The organism is Thiohalorhabdus denitrificans, from assembly GCF_001399755.1.
GTDB classification, from domain to species: Bacteria; Pseudomonadota; Gammaproteobacteria; order Thiohalorhabdales; family Thiohalorhabdaceae; genus Thiohalorhabdus; species Thiohalorhabdus denitrificans.
Genome location: NZ_LJCP01000011.1, coordinates 184,343 through 201,521, shown reverse-complemented (window position 1 = coordinate 201,521; position 17,179 = coordinate 184,343). Strand labels below are relative to the sequence as shown.

Sequence of the window (17,179 nt, the reverse complement as noted above, 5' to 3'; positions counted from 1 at the left end):
GCGCCGGGCGGCAAGCCCGGCGCTTTTTAATGGCTGGGGCGGTTCAGCTCTGGCAGGCCGGGCAGAACACGCTGGCGCGGCCCTGGATCTGGCGCTTCTCCAGCGGGCCGCCGCACTTGGGGCATTCCTCGCGGCCCTCGTCGCGGGAGCGGGTGAGGTAGGTCTTGGGGAGCTGCTGGGGGTTGGCCTGGCACTGCACGGCCTTCTGCAGGGTGGCCTGCACCGCCTCGCGCAGGCGGTCGGCCTCCTCGTCGCTCAGGTCGGAGGCGCGGTGATCGGGGCGGATGCCCGCCTGGAAGAGGATCTCGTCGGTGAACAGGGGGCCGAGGCCGGCGATGAGGGTGGGCTCCAGGAGCAGGCCCTTAATCTGGGCCCGCCGGCTCTTCAGGGCCTCCCGCCACTGCTCGGGATCGGGCTGGCCGTTCAGGGCGTCGGGGCCGAAGGTGCCCAGGTCGGGGACCTCGGCCTCGTCCCGCAGGAGGGTGAGCCAGGTACGAGCCTGCGGGTCCACCACCGCCAGGCCGCCGCCGTCCTGGAACAACAGCCCGAGCCGGGTGCTCTTGGGCGGCTCCTCCTGGGGGCGGACCTGCTCGACGCTGGCGCTGGCGCTGAGGCCGAGGAGCAGCGCGGCCTCGCCGCCCACCTCCAGCAGGAGGTAGTTGCCGAAGCGGGCGATCCCGGTGAAGGAGGCCCCGATCAGTCCCTCCCGCAGCTCGTCGGCGGGGATCTCCCGCAGGATTCGCTCGTCCAGAACCGTCAGGGCATGCAGGGGACGGTTGAGGATCTTGGGATCCAGGCGCTGACGGCTGATCTCGATCTCGGGTAGTTCCGGCATGGTATCCGATGGTGGCGCATAAGGGGGGTCGAGCCGAGGGGCTCGACTCTCGCGGAAAGAGAGGGTACCAGCTTCCCGGCGGGCGTGCATTGCCGCTGTACCCGGAACCGGTAGCGGGCATGATACCGGATTCCCGCGGGTGGCGGGCATCGGGGGAATCATGACAAAAACCCCCGGGGGCCCGCCAGCCTTTCCCTTGAGGCGGGTCAGGGTCCGGGGCGGGAACGGCCCCGCCCATAGGCCCGTGCTTCCGCGATTCGGCCGCCCTGTGTCACAATTTAACGTTTGGGTGGTCCCGGCCCGCGTTGGTGGTGCCGGGGCTTGTTCGTCAGGGGAACCCCGATACCGGCAGGGTCGCCATGGAGCGTGAATACAACCCCCATGAGGTGGAGCGGGCCGTGCAGGCCCGCTGGGAAACGGAGGACACCTTCGCCGCCGCGGAGGATCCGGAGCGGGAGAAGTTCTACTGCCTCTCCATGTTCCCGTATCCGTCCGGCCGGCTGCACATGGGCCACGTGCGCAACTACACCATCGGCGACGTGATCGCCCGCTACCAGCGCATGGAGGGCAAGAACGTCCTGCAGCCCATGGGCTGGGACGCCTTCGGGCTGCCCGCGGAGAACGCCGCCATCGCCCGTGGCGTCTCCCCGGCCGCCTGGACCCGCCAGAACATCGAGGAGATGCGCGGCCAGCTCAAGCGGCTCGGCTTCGGCTACGACTGGAACCGCGAGCTCGCCACCTGCGACCCCGACTACTACAAATGGGAGCAGTGGCTGTTCGTGCGCCTCCTCAAGGAGGGCCTGGCCTACCGCAAGAAGGCGGCGGTGAACTGGTGCCCCAACGACCAGACCGTGCTCGCCAACGAGCAGGTGGTGGAGGGGACCTGCTGGCGCTGCGACACGCCCGTGGAGCGCCGCGAGATCGACCAGTGGTTCCTGCGCATCACCGACTACGCCGACGAGCTGCTCGAGGAGCTGGACAACCTGCCCGGCTGGCCCGACGAGGTGCGGGCCATGCAGCGCAACTGGATCGGCCGCTCTGAGGGCGTGGAGGTGCGCTTCCCCGTGGAGGGCGCCGAGCGCGAGCTGTCGGTGTTCACCACCCGGCCCGATACCCTCATGGGCGTTACCTACGTGGCGGTGGCCCCGGAGCACCCCCTGGCGCAGGCCGCGGCGGAGCGCGACAGCGACGTGGCCGCCTTCGTGGAGCGCATGAGCCACCGCTCCACCGCCGAGGGCGACCTGGAGGCCCAGGAGAAGGAGGGCATCCCCACCGGCGACTACGCCCTGCACCCCGTCACCGGCGAGCGCCTCCCCGTGTACGCCGCCAACTTCGTGCTCATGGAGTACGGCGAGGGCGCGGTGATGGCCGTGCCCGCCCACGACCAGCGGGACTTCGAGTTCGCGGGCAAGTACGGCATCCCCGTCCGCGTGGTGATCCGCCCCGAGGACGGCGACCTGGAGGCCGCCGCCATGGAGGAGGCCTTCACCGAGCCCGGGGTGCTGCAGAATTCCGGCGACTTCGACGGCCTCACCTCCGCCGAGGCCTTCGGCGCCATCGCCGACCGGCTGGAGACCCTGGGCCGGGGCGAGCGCCGGGTGAACTACCGGCTGCGCGACTGGGGCGTGTCCCGCCAGCGCTACTGGGGCGCGCCCATCCCCGTGATCCACTGCGAGGCCTGCGGCGCCGTGCCGGTGCCCGAGGAGGACCTGCCGGTGGAGCTGCCGGAGATGGAGCTCCACGAGGCCGGCTCGCCCCTCAAGCAGGCCCCCGAGTTCTACGAGACCGCCTGCCCCGAGTGCGGTGGCCCGGCGGTGCGCGAGACGGATACCTTCGACACCTTCGTGGAGTCCTCCTGGTACTTCGTCCGCTACGCCTGCCCCGACAGCGGCACCGCCATGGCCGACGAGCGCGCCCGCTACTGGCTGCCGGTGGACCAGTACGTGGGCGGCGTGGAGCACGCCGTGCTGCACCTGCTCTACGCGCGCTTCTTCAACAAGCTCATGCGCGACGCCGGCCTGCTGGACAACGACGAGCCCTTCCAGCGCCTGCTCACCCAGGGCATGGTGCTGAAGGACGGCGCCAAGATGTCCAAGTCCAAGGGCAACGTGGTGGACCCGCAGGAGATGATCGACCGCTTCGGCGCCGACACCGTGCGGTTGTTCATCCTCTTCGCGGCGCCGCCGGACCAGGCGCTGGAATGGCAGGAGGAGGGGGTGCAGGGCATGCACCGCTTCCTCCATCGCCTGTGGCGGCTGGTGGGGGGTTACGCCGAGGGCGGTACCGCCCCGGCGCTGCCCGCCGAGCTTCCGGAGGAGGCCGCCGAGCTGCGCCGCCAGGTGCACGAGCTGGTGCAGCGGGCCAGCGTGGACGTGCGCGAGCGCTACCACTTCAACACCGCCGTGGCCGCGGCTATGGAGATCACCAACGCCCTGTCCAAGGCGGCGGAGGCCACCGACGAGGCGACTCGGGCGGTGGTGGGCGAGGGCCTGGACGCCGTGGTGCGGCTGCTCGCCCCCATGACCCCGCACGTCGCCAACGCCCTGTGGGCGGGCCTGGGCAAGGAGGGCGCCGTGGAGGACGCCGCCTGGCCCGAGGCCGATCCCGCCGCCCTGGAGCGGGACACCATCGAGCTGGTGGTGCAGGTGAACGGCAAGAACCGCTCCCAGATCCAGGTGCCCGCCGACGCGGACGAGAACACCATCCGCGAGCAGGCGTTGGCCAACGAGCGGATCCGGGAGGTGGTGGGCGATACCCCGGTGCGCAAGGTGATCGTGGTGCCGGGCAAGCTGGTGAACGTGGTGGCCAAGTGAGCCGGGATCGGCTCGGATCTCCGGAAGGGCCCTTTGGGAGCGGCTATCAGCCGCGACCTGGAGGTGGCCTGTTCGGTCGCGGCCACTGGCCGCTCCCACAGGGGGTCCACTGGTTACGGCCTGCCCGGGTGCTGCTGCTCCTGGTTCTCATCGCCCTCACCGGCTGCGGCTACCGCTTTCCGGGCGTGGGTGCCTTTCCCGCCGGGGTCGAGCGCGTCTACCTGGAGGCGGAACCGGAGGACTCGCAGCTGGTCCGCGCCCTGGAGGACGCCCTGAACCGGGACCGGGCCGTGGATCTGGTCGATTCCCGCGCCGGGGCCGAGGCCGTGCTCCGGGTGGAGGGCGGGGAGGCCACCAGCAGCGCCGCCGCCATCGGCGCCACCGGCGAGGCCACCGAGTACGAGGTGACCCTGCGGGCGGATTACCGCCTGCTCCGGCCCCGGGTGGACGGCGTCGCGCCGGAAGGCGGGGAAGCCCCGGGGGAAAGCGAGAAAGCCCCGGAGGAAGGCGAGGCCCGGGAGGAAACCGACAAGGCGGAGCCCGACTTCGAGGTCCTCCGGGAGCGGAGCGGACTGGTGGAGAGCAGTACCTACCCCTACGACCCCGCCACCAGCCCCGCCGCCGAAGAGGCCAACAAGCGCCGGGCTGCCCGCCAGGCCGCGGAGGCGCTGGCCGAAGGGATCCTGGATTCCATCAAGAGCGGGTTCTAGGGGCCCGTAAGGCCGGAGCCCGCTGCAGCGGGCGATTCCTCGAATGCGCCCCGGGGGGCAGAAGGGGCGCACCCCCGACCAGATGACGAGGCAACCCTGACATGGCCCTGCGCTCGGTGGAGGAGCTGGAGAAGCGGCTGCACGGTCAGCCGCCGCCGGTGATCCTGGTCCACAGCGACGCCCCGCTGCTGCGGGAGGAGGCGGCGGAGCGGGTGCGCTCGGTGCTGCTGGCCGACCCGGAGGTGGAGCGCCACGCCTTCCGCGCCGACGACCAGGTGGACTACACCGCCATCCGCCAGGAGCTGGCGGCGCCCTCGCTGTTCGCCCCTCGGCGGCTGGTGGAGATCCACTACGGCGGCGGGGCGCCCAAGGACGAGGGCGGCAAATGGCTCCAGGAGTACTGCGCCGACCCCGCCCCGGACGTGGTGCTGCTGCTGACCGCCGGCTACCAGTCCAAGAAGGACCAGCAGAAGAAGTGGTTCCGGGCGGTGGAGGAGGCCGGCCTCACTCTGGCGCGGTTTGCCCCGCGCCGCCACGAGCTGCCCGACTGGCTGCGCGGCCGCGCGGCGGGCTACGGTCTGGAGCTCTCCCCCGACGCCCTGACCTTGTTGGCGGAGCGGGTGGAGGGCAATCTGGAAGCGGCGGCCGGCGAGGTGGAGAAACTCGCCCTCTACACCGGCGGCCCGGCGCGCCTGGACGTGGACGGTGTGCTGGCGGCGGTGGGCGACCAGGCCCGCTTCTCGGTGTTCGACCTGGCGGAGGCCGCGCTGGCCCGGGATCCCCGCCGCACGGTGCGGGCGGTGGCCGCCCTGCGCGCCGAGGGCGCGGAGCTGCCGGCGGTGGTGGGGGCCATGGCCCGGGAGGTGCGCAACGTTATCGTCCTGCGGGACCGCCACCGCCGCGGCGGGGATTTGGAGGCGGCCTGCAAGGAGCTGAAGCTCTTCCCGCCGCGCAAGCAGGCCGCCCAGAAGCTGGCCCGAAATCTGGGCGAGGGCGAGGCGGAGCGGGTGCTCGCCGCCCTGGCCCGGGTGGACCGCATGAGCAAGGGCGCCGAGGCCGGTGACCCCTGGGCCGCCCTGGAGGACGCGGCGCTGGCGCTGGCCGGGGTGGAGACCGGCCTGCCGGCGGGGGCCTGACGGCGCAATCGGGCGAAAGGTGGTCGCGACGGGGGCCGTCGCTCCTACGGGCGGACCGCCTGGAGTAGAAGCCCGATTCAGCGGGCGAGTGCCAGCATCATCCACGGTGGCCGGGATGGAATCGCCCACTAAAGTGGGCTCCTACGAGGAAGCTCCAGCGGGAGCAAGGGGGCCATTGTAGGAGCGGCCGTCCCGGCCGCGACCGGATTGGCGGCTTCCGGGGGAATGCCCAGACGGGAAGTGTGGGAGCGGCTACCAGCCGCGACCCCGGGGTTGGCCGGTTCGGTCGCGGCCACTGGCCGCTCCCACAGGGGGGACCGGGGGATCGTGGCGGTTCCGCCGCTGCAAATGGGTAGAAGGACCAGTCGGGCACGCGCTTTGGGAGGAAGGACCATGGACGACGTTACCGCATACGTGCAGGAGCTGGGCCGCACGGCCCGCGAGGCCGCCCGGCAGATGAACCGGCTGGACCCCGGCCTCAAGGACAAGGCCCTGCTGGCCATGGCCGACCGCATCGAGGCCGAGAAGTCGGACATCCTCGCCGCCAACCGCGAGGACCTGGAGCGCGCCGCTTCCGAGGGCCTGGACGCCGCCCTGGTGGACCGCCTGGAGCTGAACGAGGACCGGGTATCGGCCATGGCCGACGGCCTGCGCCAGGTGGCCGGCCTGCCGGACCCGGTGGGCGCCATGAACGACCTGAGCATGCGCCCGAGCGGCATCCAGGTGGGCAAGATGCGGGTGCCCCTGGGCGTCATCGGCATCATCTACGAGTCGCGGCCCAACGTCACCGCCGACGCCGCCGCCCTGTGCCTGAAGTCCGGCAACGCCGCCATCCTCCGCGGCGGCAAGGAGGCCATCTCCTCCAACCGCGCCATCAGCCACATCATGCGCACGGTGCTCGCCGAGGTGGGCCTGCCGGAGGGCGTGGTCTCGGTGGTGGACACCCCCGACCGCGCCGCGGTGGGGGCGCTGCTCGGCATGCCCGAGCACGTGGACATCATCATCCCGCGCGGCGGCAAGGGCCTCATCGAGCGGGTGGCGGCGGAGTCCCGGGTGCCGGTGATCAAGCACCTGGAGGGGGTCTGCCACACCTACATCGACGCCGACGCCGATCTGGACAAGGCCGCGGACATCGCCGTTAACGCCAAGACCCAGCGCTACGGCACCTGCAACACCATGGAGACCCTGCTGGTGGACGCCGCCGTGGCGGGGGCCGTCCTGCCGGGACTGGGCGAGCGCTTCCTGGACGCCGGGGTGGAGCTGCGCGGCTGCCCCCGCACCCGGGAGCTGGTTTCGGGGGCCAAGGAGGCCGGCGAGGAGGATTGGGCCACCGAGTACCTGGGCCCCATCCTGGCGGTGAAGGTGGTGGACGGCCTGGACGCCGCCATGAACCACATCGCCGCCTACGGTTCCGGGCACACCGACGTGATCGTCACCGAGAACTACACCAGCGCCCGGCGTTTCCTGCGCGAGGTGGATTCCTCCTCGGTGATGGTCAACGCCTCCAGCCGCTTCGCCGACGGCTACGAGTACGGCCTCGGCGCGGAGATCGGCATCTCCACCGACAAGCTGCACGTGCGCGGCCCCGTGGGCCTGGAGGGCCTGACCACGGAGAAGTTCGTGGTGCTGGGCTCCGGGCAGACGCGGGGCTGAGGGCGGCGTGACCGAGGGCACGGGCGCATTGGATCCCCTGGGCGGAGAGGGGCCGCTGCTCCTCATGGGCGGCACCTTCGATCCCGTCCACTACGGCCACCTGCGGCCCGCCGAGGAGGTCCGCCAGCGGGTGGGGGCGGAGCGGGTGGTGCTGGTGCCTTCCGGGGAGCCGCCCCACCGCGCCGCGCCCAAGACCCCGGCGGCCCACCGCCTGGCCATGACCCGGGCGGCCGTGGCGGGCTTCCCCACCTTGGGGGTGCTGGACTGGGAGGTGCAGGCGGCCGGGCCCTCCTACACGGTGCGCACCCTGGAATGGCTCCGGGAACGTTTGGGGCGTCGGCCGATACTAATTATTATAGGTAGCGACGCCTTCACCCAACTCAACCACTGGCACCAGTGGGAGCGCATGCTCGACCTGACCCACATCGCGGCCGTCCGCCGCCCCGGAACCTCCCTGGAGGCCCTGGAGCCGGAGCTGGCCCGGGCCCTGGAGGGGCGCTGGACCGAGTCCCCCGCAGTGTTCCATGAGCAGCCCGCGGGGGCGGTGATGGCCTTCGATGTGACCCGCCTGGACATCAGCGCTACCGCCATCCGGGAGATGGTCGGCGCGGGGGCGAGCCCGCGCTTCCTGCTGCCCCACCAAGTGGAGGAATACCTTTCCGCTCATGGCCTCTACCGCCAAGAACCGTAAGCCGACGGCCAGCAAGCAAGAAGCGGATCGCCTGCTGGAGATCATCCAGACGGCCCTCGACGACCGCAAGGCGAAGGACGTGCAGACCCTGGACGTCTCCGAGCGCAGCGGCTTCGCCGATTACTTCGTGATCGCCACCGGTACCTCCGACCGCCACGTGGGCTCCATCGCCAATCACCTCCAGGAGGAGGTCAAGCACGCCGGGTTCCAGCCCGGCGGCATCGAGGGCGCCGACGGCGGCGACTGGATCCTGCTGGACCTGGGCGGGGTGATCGTGCACGTCATGCGGGCCGAGACGCGGGCGTTCTACAACCTCGAAGAGCTCTGGAGCGACATCCTGTCCGGGGATTCGGACAGCGGGTCCGGGCCGGCCTCGGATCAATAGGCCGCCAGTCCCCGTATGACCGATCCCGTCCCCCTCTACCTCGCCAGCCGTTCGCCCCGCCGGGCGGAGCTCCTGGAGCAGATCGGCATCCCGCACAGGCCCGTGGAGTCGTCCGTGGACGAGACCCCGCGGGCCGGGGAGGCGCCCGCCTCCTACGTGGAGCGCCTGGCCCGGGACAAGGCCGCCGCGGGGGCCGCGACCGTGGGCCTCCCGGACCGCAAGGGCGCCCTTGTCCTCGGCGCGGACACCGCCATCGAGCAGGACGGCAGCATCCTGGGCAAGCCCGGCGGGCCGGGGGACGCGCGACGGTATCTCCAGTCCCTGTCCGGCCGGGAGCACGAGGTGCTGTCCGCCGTGGCCGTCACCGACGGCCGCCGCACCGAGAGCCGCCTCAACCGCACCCGCGTGCGGGTGCGGCCCCTGGAGGCGGCGGAGATCGAGGCCTACATCGAGACGGGGGAGCCCATGGACAAGGCCGGCGCCTACGCCATCCAGGGCCGGGGGGCCGTGTTCGTGGAGGAGATCACCGGGAGCTATTCGGCGGTGATGGGATTGCCGCTGTGCGAGACCGACCAGCTGCTGCGGGGCTTCGGAGCCGGGACGCTTTGAGCGGCAGCGAGATCCTCATCAACGTCACCCCGCAGGAGGTGCGGGTGGCCATCGTCGAGAACGGCCTCCTCCAGGAGGTCCACATCGAGCGGCCCCGCACCCGCGGCATCGTCGGCAACATCTACAAGGGCAAGGTGGGCCGCGTCCTGCCCGGGATGCAGGCCGCCTTCATCGACATCGGCCTGGAGAAGGCCGCCTTCCTGCACGCCTCCGACGTCCTGCCCCCCGAGAACACGGACCTCCCCCGCAACGGCCAGGAACCGAAGATCACCGAGCTGCTCCGAGAGGGCGACGAGGTGGTGGTGCAGGTGAACAAGGACCCCCTCGGCACCAAGGGGGCCCGGGTCTCCACGCAGATCACCCTGCCGTCGCGTTTCCTGGTGTACATGCCCTACATCGACCGGGTGGGGGTGTCCCGCCGCATCGACGGGGTCGAGGAGCGGACCCGGCTGAAGGAGGCGGTGGAGGCCTTCCACCCGCCCGAGGAGCCGGGCGGATTCATCGTGCGCACCGTGAGCGAGGGAGTCCGTGAGCAGGAGTTCGAGCGCGACGTGCGCTTCCTGCGCCGGCTGTGGGAGTCCCTCCAGGCCGACATCCGCACCGCCAAGGCCCCCGCCCTGATCCACGAGGACTTCACCCTGCCCATGCGGGCCATGCGGGACATGGTGGACGATCAGGTGGACAAGGTGCGCATCGACTCCCGGGAGACCTGGGACCAGATCCAGACCTTCGCCCGCGACTTCGTGCCCGAGGTGGCCGACCGCATCGAGTACTACCCCGGCGAACGGCCCATCTTCGACCTCTACTCGGTGGAGGAGGAGATCCAGCGCTCCCTGGACCGCACCGTCTACCTCAAATCCGGCGGGCACCTGGTCATCGACCAGACCGAGGCGCTTACCTCCATCGATGTGAACACCGGCGGCTTCGTGGGGCGCAAGACCCTCGAGGAGACCATCCTCAAGACCAACCTCGAGGCCGCGCAGGCCATCGCCCGCCAGCTCCGCCTGCGCAACCTGGGCGGCATCATCATCATCGACTTCATCGACATGGAGAAGGCCGACCACCGCGAGCGGGTCTTCCGCGCCCTGGAGTACGCCCTCTCCCGCGACCGATCCAAGTCCCACCTGGTGGGCTTCTCCGAGCTGGGCCTGGTGGAGATGACCCGCAAGCGCACCCGGGAGTCCCTGGAGCGCCTGATGACCGAGCCCTGCCCCTACTGCCAGGGCCGGGGCCGGGTGAAGTCCCTGCAGACCGTCTGCTACGAGATCTTCCGCGAGACCCTCCGCGAAGCCCGCCAATACCCCGCCGAGCAGCTCCTCATCCTCGCCAACCCCTCCGTGGTAGACGTCCTCCTCGACGAAGAGAGCAAGGGCCTCGCCGACCTGGAGGCCTTCATCGGCAAGTCCATCACCCTGCGCTCCGAGGCCGGCTACACCCAGGAGCAGTTCGATGTGGTGGTGCTTTGAAACCTGGCTATTACTAACCGGTCCCAAGCCCCCATGGAAATTTGCCGGGAACGGGGCAGGTAGGCATGTTGGAAAAAGTGGGGCAAGGGTGCCGGAATGGCAGTAAAGAATGACTTTTTTTAACCGCGGCCGTGGCGGAGGGGCTCACCCAGAAAAGGCAGCACATCGGCTGCCTTTTCATAGCAAAACAGACGTTGGATGCTAATAAATTTAATTAGTACCCAACAGTGCTGGTCGCGCTAGAAAACAGCATTCCGCCAATAACAATTTGGATAACAATCATGGCTGCGATTCCGGCTGTTACGGAAATGGCAATCCTTTTTACGCCTTGTTTCCTCTCTAGCTCGTCGCTCCCAACAATTTGCATAACACCCTTAAAGCCTTGCCAGATCATGGCAATTATGATGGCAAGGTAGATGAGTGAAAGAAAAATTACAGAGCCCACTATTCCCTCCTGTGGTTAATTTCCCCTATAAATTTATTAGGGGTGTGGGGTTTAGGTGTTTCTAATTATAATAAATTTCTTGGAGCGTTTGAATAGGAGTTAGGGTTTAATGATTTATTTTTTTAAAATTTTAATTCCCAACGTCCAAGGTAAGGTTCTGGGTTGTTTCGCTAACAAAAGCTAGCTGTATGAGGTCTCTCTTCAGGAAGATAGGTTAGCAAGGGCTTATTTCGGTCAACGATAACCGCAATATGCTTTGTGCTGGGATGAGGCTCTCATTAGCGGACACATAGAGCGAACTCGGTCCTCGGCAATATAGGACGCTTACCGGTTCCAGGGTGTTGTCCGTCTCAACGGAGAAGCCAGAGTCTCCAGCGCTTCTGGGCCCCCAAGCCCTGGGGATTGGCCGAAACATCACCGGATCCAGCGTTCGAGTAAGCCGAACTCCCTGAACCACTGCACCCTTTAAGGGCCAAGGCCGTAGCCAGGAGGCTGGGGTTCATAAGCCGAAGGCAATTGCCCGGCTGAGCAGCAGGGCTCGCCCCTTACCAGGTTGAAAGCCGCCCCCTCGGGGGCGGCTTTCTTCGTCGCGGCGGAAGGACCGCCTAGCGCCGCAGGATCTTGATTCCCTCCACGTGGCTGTCTACGAGGTGGTCGTATTCGGCCTCCAGGTCGAATTGCACGATGGCCGCCTCCGCGGCGTCGCCCGCCAGGCCGCCCTCGATGCTGCCGCTGGCGGAGCCCTGGCGGGTACCGGTGACGGTGTAAATGATGTCGCCCTCCATGCCGTCCGCTACGAACACCGCCGGGTTGCCGTCCTGGCCGAGGCTGGCCCGCGACGCGCCGGTCAGCGCCAGGGTGGCGTCGTAGTTGCCGCCGTCGTTGAAGGTGAATTCGGCGCCGGTGAGGTCCTGGTTGACGAAGTCCACCGTCAGGCTGGCGCTCTTCAGGTTCCAGTTGCGGCCAACCCCGCTGTGGGCGCTGGTGTCCACCAGCGCCGGCCCCGTGGCGTTGGTGGCGGTGTAGGTGGCGCTGCTCACGCCCGCGTTCACCAGGGCGTCCATCTCGGCGGCGGTGGTGTAGTTCTGGGTCTTGGCGTAGAACAGCGAGCCGCTGCTGTCGAGGTAGTCCGTGCCGCCGTGGTCGATCTGGAAGTCGCCGGTCCAGCGCCCCCAGGAGATGCCGAGGCCCGCGTCGCCGCCGGACTCGGCGAGCTGCATGGACTCGTAGCGCACGGAGGGGTCGCCGAGGTTGCTGCCGGCGCGCACCAGGACCACCCGGCCCTGGTTGTCTACCCACACCTCGCCGAGGGAATTGGTGTCGAAGGCCCCGCCGTCGGCGGCGGAGACGCCCGTGCCCTGGAAGTCGGCGGGATCGCCCGCCCAGCCCGCGGCCACCAGCCCCTTGTAGTCGTTGGCGTCGGCGAACATGTCCGGCGAGCCCCAGGCGTCCACGTCGGTGGCCTCCTGGAAGCTCATCCGGGGCACGGCGTCGGCGGGGTCGGCGTGGGTGGCGGGGCCGCCGGTCGCGGCGCCCTTAGCGGCGCCCAGCCCGGAACCGCCGCCGTCGCCCTGCTCCCCGGACCGGCTCTGGCCCGCGCCGGAGGCGTCCCGGGCGACCGTGGTGCCCTCGAGGAGACCGGCCGGCGGCGTGATGATGCGGCGGGCGGGGTCGGCGGCGCTGGCGGCGTGGAAGTACTGCCCCGCGCCGAAGCGGGCCTGGCCCCGGTCGTTGTCCACGGTGATCTCGCCCTCGCGGACCGCGCCGTACAGGCCCTCCTGGGCCCCGCCGGAGCAGTCGCCCTCGCAGACCCGCAGGGCGTAGGCGGTGCCACGGACGCCGATGGACGCCACCGGGGTGTCCAGGCGGTACTCCTGGTCCTCCTTGCCGCCCTTGATGGCGCCGGTCACGGTGCGCAGGCCGCCCTCGACCAGCCGCAGGAAGGCCCCGGCCTTCTTGCCCTGCCCGGCCTCCTCGCGGTAGCGGAAGACGGTGAACCGCGTGTCCGGCTTGAGGGCCACCAGGCCGCCGTCCCGGAACCGGATCTGGGCGCGGGCCCCTTCGCCGCTGATCAGGATCTCCTTCTCCTGGATGATGGAGCCGCGGCGGAGGTCGCGCTTTTCGCCGTTGGGGCCGACGGCGAAGACCTCGCCGGTCTCCATGACCACCTTGCCGATGACCCGGTTCTCCGCGTGGGCCGGGGCGGACAGGGCGGCGGCCAGGGCCGCGGCGGTGAGGAGGGTGCGTTGCGGGTTGGTGCTCATGGCCGCTCCTTCAGTCGAGGTCGTAGCGGACGCGGAGCCAGTACCGGGTCCGTTCGTAGGCGTAGAGGTCGAGGTTGGCGTCGTTCACGGCGTACGAGGCCCGGGGGCCGACGCGCAGCCCGGCGGCGGGCGTCCAGTCCAGGCCCGCCTCGGCCTGGTACAGGGTCTCCTCCCGGGCCTCCCCGAACAGGGCCTGCTCGCCCGCGTACTCGCTCCGCCGGACGGTGCCCGTGGCGGTGAACAGGAACGGGCCGGAGGGGGCCACCGACAGGCCGAACCGTCCGCCGACCATGTCGCGCTCGGCGATGGCGCTGGCCGCCTCGGTGTCCTCGTCGGGGATCTCGCTGCCGTAGAAGCCGTTCAGGGCGGTGCGCACCTGCCAGGGCAGGTTCCAGACCTTGGAGAGGCCGAGGCCGGCGTTCCAGAGGATGGAGTTGCGCACTTCCTGCTCGGGGTAGGCGAGGCGGTCGCCCCGGGCGGTCCAGGACACCTGCCACGTCTCGCCGACGCGGACCTTCCCATCAAAGAAGACCCCGTAGGCGTCCTGGTAGGGCTCGCTGTCGAGGTAGAACCGGCGTCCGGAGGCGCCGAGCCGAATGTCCACGGGCCCCACCCACCACTGCGCGCCCAACTGGGCGGCCCCGAGGGCGGTGTCGTACGGGGTCGCCTCGGCGTGCATGGTCCGGGAGCCGTCCACCTGGAGGAAGAAACCCCGGTACGGCGTGGTGGGGACGGTGAGTCCGAGTCCGGCCCGGACTTGCCCGAAGTTGTCGTCGATGGCCTTGGACTCGTCGTCCAGTTGCAGGGCCAAAAGGCCGTCCATGATGGTCACCGAGTCATCGGCGGTGGCGCTGTTGACGTTGGAGTCGTGGCCGCCGGCCAGCTCGATGTGGCCGGTGAAATCGGTGTGCCGCTTGTGGTCGCGGGAGCGGATGGCGGCGAGGTAGCCGTCCACGGCCTCCGCCACCTCCGGCGGGGTGTCCTTGTCGTCGAGGGTCTCGAACTCCTCCTCGGCCCGGCGGTCCTCGCCCATGAGGTAGTAGGCCCGCGCCAGTTCGAGGCGCGCCCGATCGAGGTCCGGCTGGCGGAGGAGAACCCGCTCGAGGGCCATGGTCCCCTCGGTGTAATGGCCGGTGTCGACCGCAGCCACCCCGTAGTAGAAGTCGAACCGGGGGGTTCCCTCGTATTGATGGCGATATTCAAGGCCTAATTCGTAGGCCCTCTCAGGCTGTCCGGATTCCACCCAGACACTGAGCTTTTCAATGATGTTCGGAGCGCCCCAGGCAGGGGTGGTGAAGAGCAGTACGAGGAGGGTCAGGTTGATGCGTTTTGGCATGGAGTTCCCGTTGGAAGAGGTTTAAAGACAAAAAATCTTGTCCCCTTCCACCGAGACCAGCTTAAACCAGGCGGTTCCAAAGGCCTTAAGCTGTGGATTCAGCAGGGAAAGCCAGCCTTGCAAAAGGCTTCCCGCTGGGAGTCGCCGGCGGTTCCCGGAAAAGCGGGATTCCCGTTTGTGCCGACGGGCCGGAATTTCGGTAGGGGGACGAAAAAGCCCGCTAGGGCAAACAGCTAATCTGATCCCAGGAGATGATCCCGGTATCCCCCCCCCACCAGAGAAAACGGAGTTTAAAGCCGCTTCGGACACTTTTCAAATTTTGTCCGGGCATTGTCTATCGGAGTGGGTTCTGGGTGCGAACCTCCACGGAGCAAAAAATAGGCACAAGTTATTGAATTTTTTATATGGTACGGGGACCGCGGAAAGATAAGGGTTATGGGGGCTTAAAAAAGAAAAATGGCAGGAAGGGCTGAATCCTCGGGCGGCCCGGGAGTGAAGACGGAGTACATCCGTTTTCGAGGGCCTGAACGCTAGAGTTGGGGAGGCCAGGCTTACCACTTGGTACGGGGGGGATTGGCGAACTCCCCCCTGGCATCGCCTTACGGAGGTCCGTGATAGGGGCAGGCTCGGGCCCCGGCCAGGAATGGTGTTTGACGCTTGTTGGGGGTCTTTCGCTGGGGGTGGGAATTGCGTTTTGAGTGAAACCCCCGAAGGGCCCATGGCAGGCCTACCGGTAGGAATATTCCCACTCGTTGTCCGCCAAGGCTTCCAACACGCTCCCCATGATGAGCCCCGCATGGGTGTGATAGAGGCCCATCCGGCACCTTACGGGCTCGTGCAGGCCCGTGCGCGCCTTGGCCTCGAACTCGCTCCAGGAGATGATCGGTAGGTCGTGCCGGGCGGCGTCCACCCCCAGCCAGGCGTCGTCGGTGAAAATCATCTCCAGGCCCGGATGGTCGGGGACGTTGACCCGTACCGGCAGGCGCCGGCTGCGCATCAGCCGCACCCGGATGCGGTTGTAGCACTCCGCATCGATCCGCTTCGGCCGCACGCGTAGCGGCGTCAGTCCCTCGAGGATCTCGCTCACGGCCCCACCCTCCACCGGTCCCGGCTTCCGGTCCGTGTCCGCGCGGCTCAGCGATTCATCGCTGGATCCGCATCGGGCACCCCCTGCTCGAACACGCTGCTCGCCCGGATGTCCTCCGCCTTGATGGTCTTGAGGTCGGCCTTGGTGAGGTTGGTGTCGCCGGCGAACAGGCGGTTGGCCTGGCGCAGCCGGGCGCGGTCGATGGCGTTGCGGATGGAGCGGGCGTTGGCGAAGTGCGGCATCGCCATGCGCCGCTCGATGTATTCCTGGAAGGCCTCCTCGGCCTCCAGGCTGAAGTCGTAGTTGAGGTCGCCCAGCATTATCCGCGCGATCTCCATCAGCTCGCCCCCCGAGTAGTCGGGGAAGTCCAGGTGGTGGGCGATGCGGGAGCGCATGCCCGGGTTGCTCTGGAAGAAGCGGTCCATCTTGTCCGCGTAGCCGGCCAGGATCACCACCAGATCGTCGCGATTGTCCTCCATGACCTGCAGCAGGATCTCGATGGCCTCCTGGCCGTAGTCCCGCTCGTTCTCGGGGCGGTACAGGTAGTAGGCCTCGTCGATGAACAGCACCCCGCCCATGGCCTTCTTGAGCACCTCCTTGGTCTTGGGCGCGGTGTGGCCGATGTACTGGCCGACGAGATCGTCCCGGGTCACCGCCACCAGGTGCCCCTGCCGCACGTACTCCAGGCGGTGCAGGATCTCGGCCATGCGCATGGCCACGGTGGTCTTGCCGGTGCCCGGGTTGCCGGTGAAGCACATGTGCAGGGTGGGCGTCTCGGTGGTGAGCTGCATCTGCTTGCGCGCCCGGTCCACCAGCAGCAGGGCGGCGATCTCCCGGATGCGCTGCTTGACCGGCTCCAGGCCCACCAGCTCGTGGTCGAGCTTGTCGAGCACCTCCTGCACGTTGGAGGCGTGGAACTCCGCCTCCAGGTCGATGGGGGTGTCGTCGGGCGGTTCCCCGCCGGACGGCCCCGCTTCCTGGTTCTCGGGCAGATCTTCCGGGTTTACTTCCTGCATGGGTGGATACTCCTCGAAAGAGTGCTGGGTCAGCCTGGTTCCCGGAAGGGCCTGGGGCCCTTGCGGTACGCGGTCCTGGGGTGCGGCCCGGGCGAAAGGCGGTCGCGACGGGGGCCGTCGCTCCTACTACGCCCTTCAGCCATTAGGTGCAGGAGCCCGCTTCAGCGGGCGATTGCCGGAATAGGCGACGGGGTCCGATTCGGATTCGCCCGCTGAAGCGGGCTCCTACACCGGTATTGCGGCGCAGAAGGGGGCCGGGGCGGCGCCCGGCCCCTCGGCCGTGCCTCAGCGGTATCGCTCGCCCTCCGGCCGGTCCTGCGTGACGTAGGGCTGGATCGTGTAGCGGATCGTGCGCCCTTCGTCCTCGGTGCGGACCAGCCGGAAGCCCGGCTCCTCCTCGGTGGGCCGGTTGACGATGAAGGACAGCCGCGGCGTCTCCCAGCCCCGGTTGGAGTCGAAGCCCGTCACCCGGATGTAATGGCTGGGGAAGGCCTTGCGGCACTCGTTGATCTCGTACAGGACGGCCGCCGGGTCCTTCACGTCGAACATGGGCATGCCCCACATCTCCCAGTAGGTGTTGCGGGGATGGGGGTCGTCGGTGAACTCCACGTTCACCGCCCAGCCGTTGGCCAGGCAGTACTCCACCTGGCTCTTGATCTCCTCGTCGGTTAGATCGTGCAGGAAGGAGAAGGTCCCCTGCGTGATCCGGCTGCCGGGATTGGTCATTGCCATG

The 17,179-nt window shown here is 68.7% G+C and carries 15 protein-coding genes; 8 read left to right on the top strand and 7 right to left on the bottom strand.

All coding sequences use genetic code 11. The annotated features are described in order from the left end of the window. Nucleotides 1-43: 43 nt before the first annotated feature. Entirely contained in the window at nt 44-835 is a 792-nt protein-coding gene (locus tag AN478_RS10425; protein WP_054966549.1) for an Fpg/Nei family DNA glycosylase, read from the bottom strand. A gap of 359 nt (nt 836-1,194) precedes the next feature. Here AN478_RS10425 and leuS point away from each other — a divergent pair, with 359 nt between their 5' ends. The 8 genes from leuS (at nt 1,195) to rng (ending at nt 10,298) form a co-directional block, all read left to right on the top strand. Beyond that, nucleotides 1,195-3,648, top strand: a complete 2,454-nt coding sequence (gene leuS, locus AN478_RS10420; RefSeq protein WP_054966548.1) for a leucine--tRNA ligase — start codon at nt 1,195-1,197, stop codon at nt 3,646-3,648. Nucleotides 3,649-3,776: 128 nt separating this feature from the next. Beyond that, the gene (locus AN478_RS10415) at nt 3,777-4,358 is read left to right on the top strand and encodes an LPS-assembly lipoprotein LptE (RefSeq protein ID WP_054966547.1); all 582 of its coding nucleotides are present in this window, start codon (nt 3,777-3,779) and stop codon (nt 4,356-4,358) included. Between the two features lie 101 nt (nt 4,359-4,459). Further along, the gene (gene holA / locus AN478_RS10410) at nt 4,460-5,494 is read left to right on the top strand and encodes a DNA polymerase III subunit delta (protein WP_054966546.1); all 1,035 of its coding nucleotides are present in this window, start codon (nt 4,460-4,462) and stop codon (nt 5,492-5,494) included. A 393-nt stretch (nt 5,495-5,887) separates the two neighbouring features. Beyond that, a complete protein-coding gene (locus AN478_RS10405; protein ID WP_054966545.1) occupies nt 5,888-7,147 on the top strand; it encodes a glutamate-5-semialdehyde dehydrogenase in 1,260 nt (419 codons plus the stop codon). A 7-nt stretch (nt 7,148-7,154) separates the two neighbouring features. Then, entirely contained in the window at nt 7,155-7,838 is a 684-nt protein-coding gene (gene nadD / locus AN478_RS10400) for a nicotinate-nucleotide adenylyltransferase (protein WP_231627391.1), read from the top strand. Next, entirely contained in the window at nt 7,813-8,223 is a 411-nt protein-coding gene (gene rsfS, locus AN478_RS10395) for a ribosome silencing factor (protein ID WP_054966544.1), read from the top strand. Before nadD ends, rsfS begins: the two co-directional genes overlap by 26 nt. Nucleotides 8,224-8,238: 15 nt before the next feature. Then, nucleotides 8,239-8,832 carry a Maf family protein gene (locus tag AN478_RS10390; protein WP_054966543.1) on the top strand — a complete coding sequence of 198 codons (594 nt, stop codon included), beginning with the start codon at nt 8,239-8,241 and terminating at the stop codon, nt 8,830-8,832. Beyond that, nucleotides 8,829-10,298, top strand: a complete 1,470-nt coding sequence (rng, locus tag AN478_RS10385; protein ID WP_054966542.1) for a ribonuclease G — start codon at nt 8,829-8,831, stop codon at nt 10,296-10,298. The genes AN478_RS10390 and rng overlap by 4 nt, the downstream gene beginning before the upstream one ends. Before the next feature lie 214 nt (nt 10,299-10,512). Here rng and AN478_RS10380 read toward each other — a convergent pair whose 3' ends face one another. The 6 genes from AN478_RS10380 to AN478_RS10355 form a co-directional block, all read right to left on the bottom strand. Then, nucleotides 10,513-10,743, bottom strand: coding sequence for a hypothetical protein (locus AN478_RS10380; RefSeq protein WP_054966541.1), 231 nt, complete (start codon nt 10,741-10,743; stop codon nt 10,513-10,515). A gap of 605 nt (nt 10,744-11,348) precedes the next feature. Continuing rightward, nucleotides 11,349-13,007, bottom strand: a complete 1,659-nt coding sequence (locus AN478_RS10375) for a FecR family protein (protein WP_054966540.1) — start codon at nt 13,005-13,007, stop codon at nt 11,349-11,351. A gap of 10 nt (nt 13,008-13,017) precedes the next feature. Continuing rightward, nucleotides 13,018-14,343, bottom strand: a complete 1,326-nt coding sequence (locus AN478_RS10370) for a porin family protein (RefSeq protein ID WP_054966539.1) — start codon at nt 14,341-14,343, stop codon at nt 13,018-13,020. A 727-nt stretch (nt 14,344-15,070) separates the two neighbouring features. Continuing rightward, the gene (locus AN478_RS10365; protein ID WP_054966778.1) at nt 15,071-15,430 is read right to left on the bottom strand and encodes a hypothetical protein; all 360 of its coding nucleotides are present in this window, start codon (nt 15,428-15,430) and stop codon (nt 15,071-15,073) included. A gap of 47 nt (nt 15,431-15,477) precedes the next feature. Then, the gene (gene cbbX, locus AN478_RS10360; protein WP_082433027.1) at nt 15,478-16,446 is read right to left on the bottom strand and encodes a CbbX protein; all 969 of its coding nucleotides are present in this window, start codon (nt 16,444-16,446) and stop codon (nt 15,478-15,480) included. A 285-nt stretch (nt 16,447-16,731) separates the two neighbouring features. Continuing rightward, nucleotides 16,732-17,178 carry a ribulose bisphosphate carboxylase small subunit gene (locus tag AN478_RS10355; protein ID WP_231627390.1) on the bottom strand — a complete coding sequence of 149 codons (447 nt, stop codon included), beginning with the start codon at nt 17,176-17,178 and terminating at the stop codon, nt 16,732-16,734. Between the last annotated feature and the right edge of the window lies 1 nt (nt 17,179).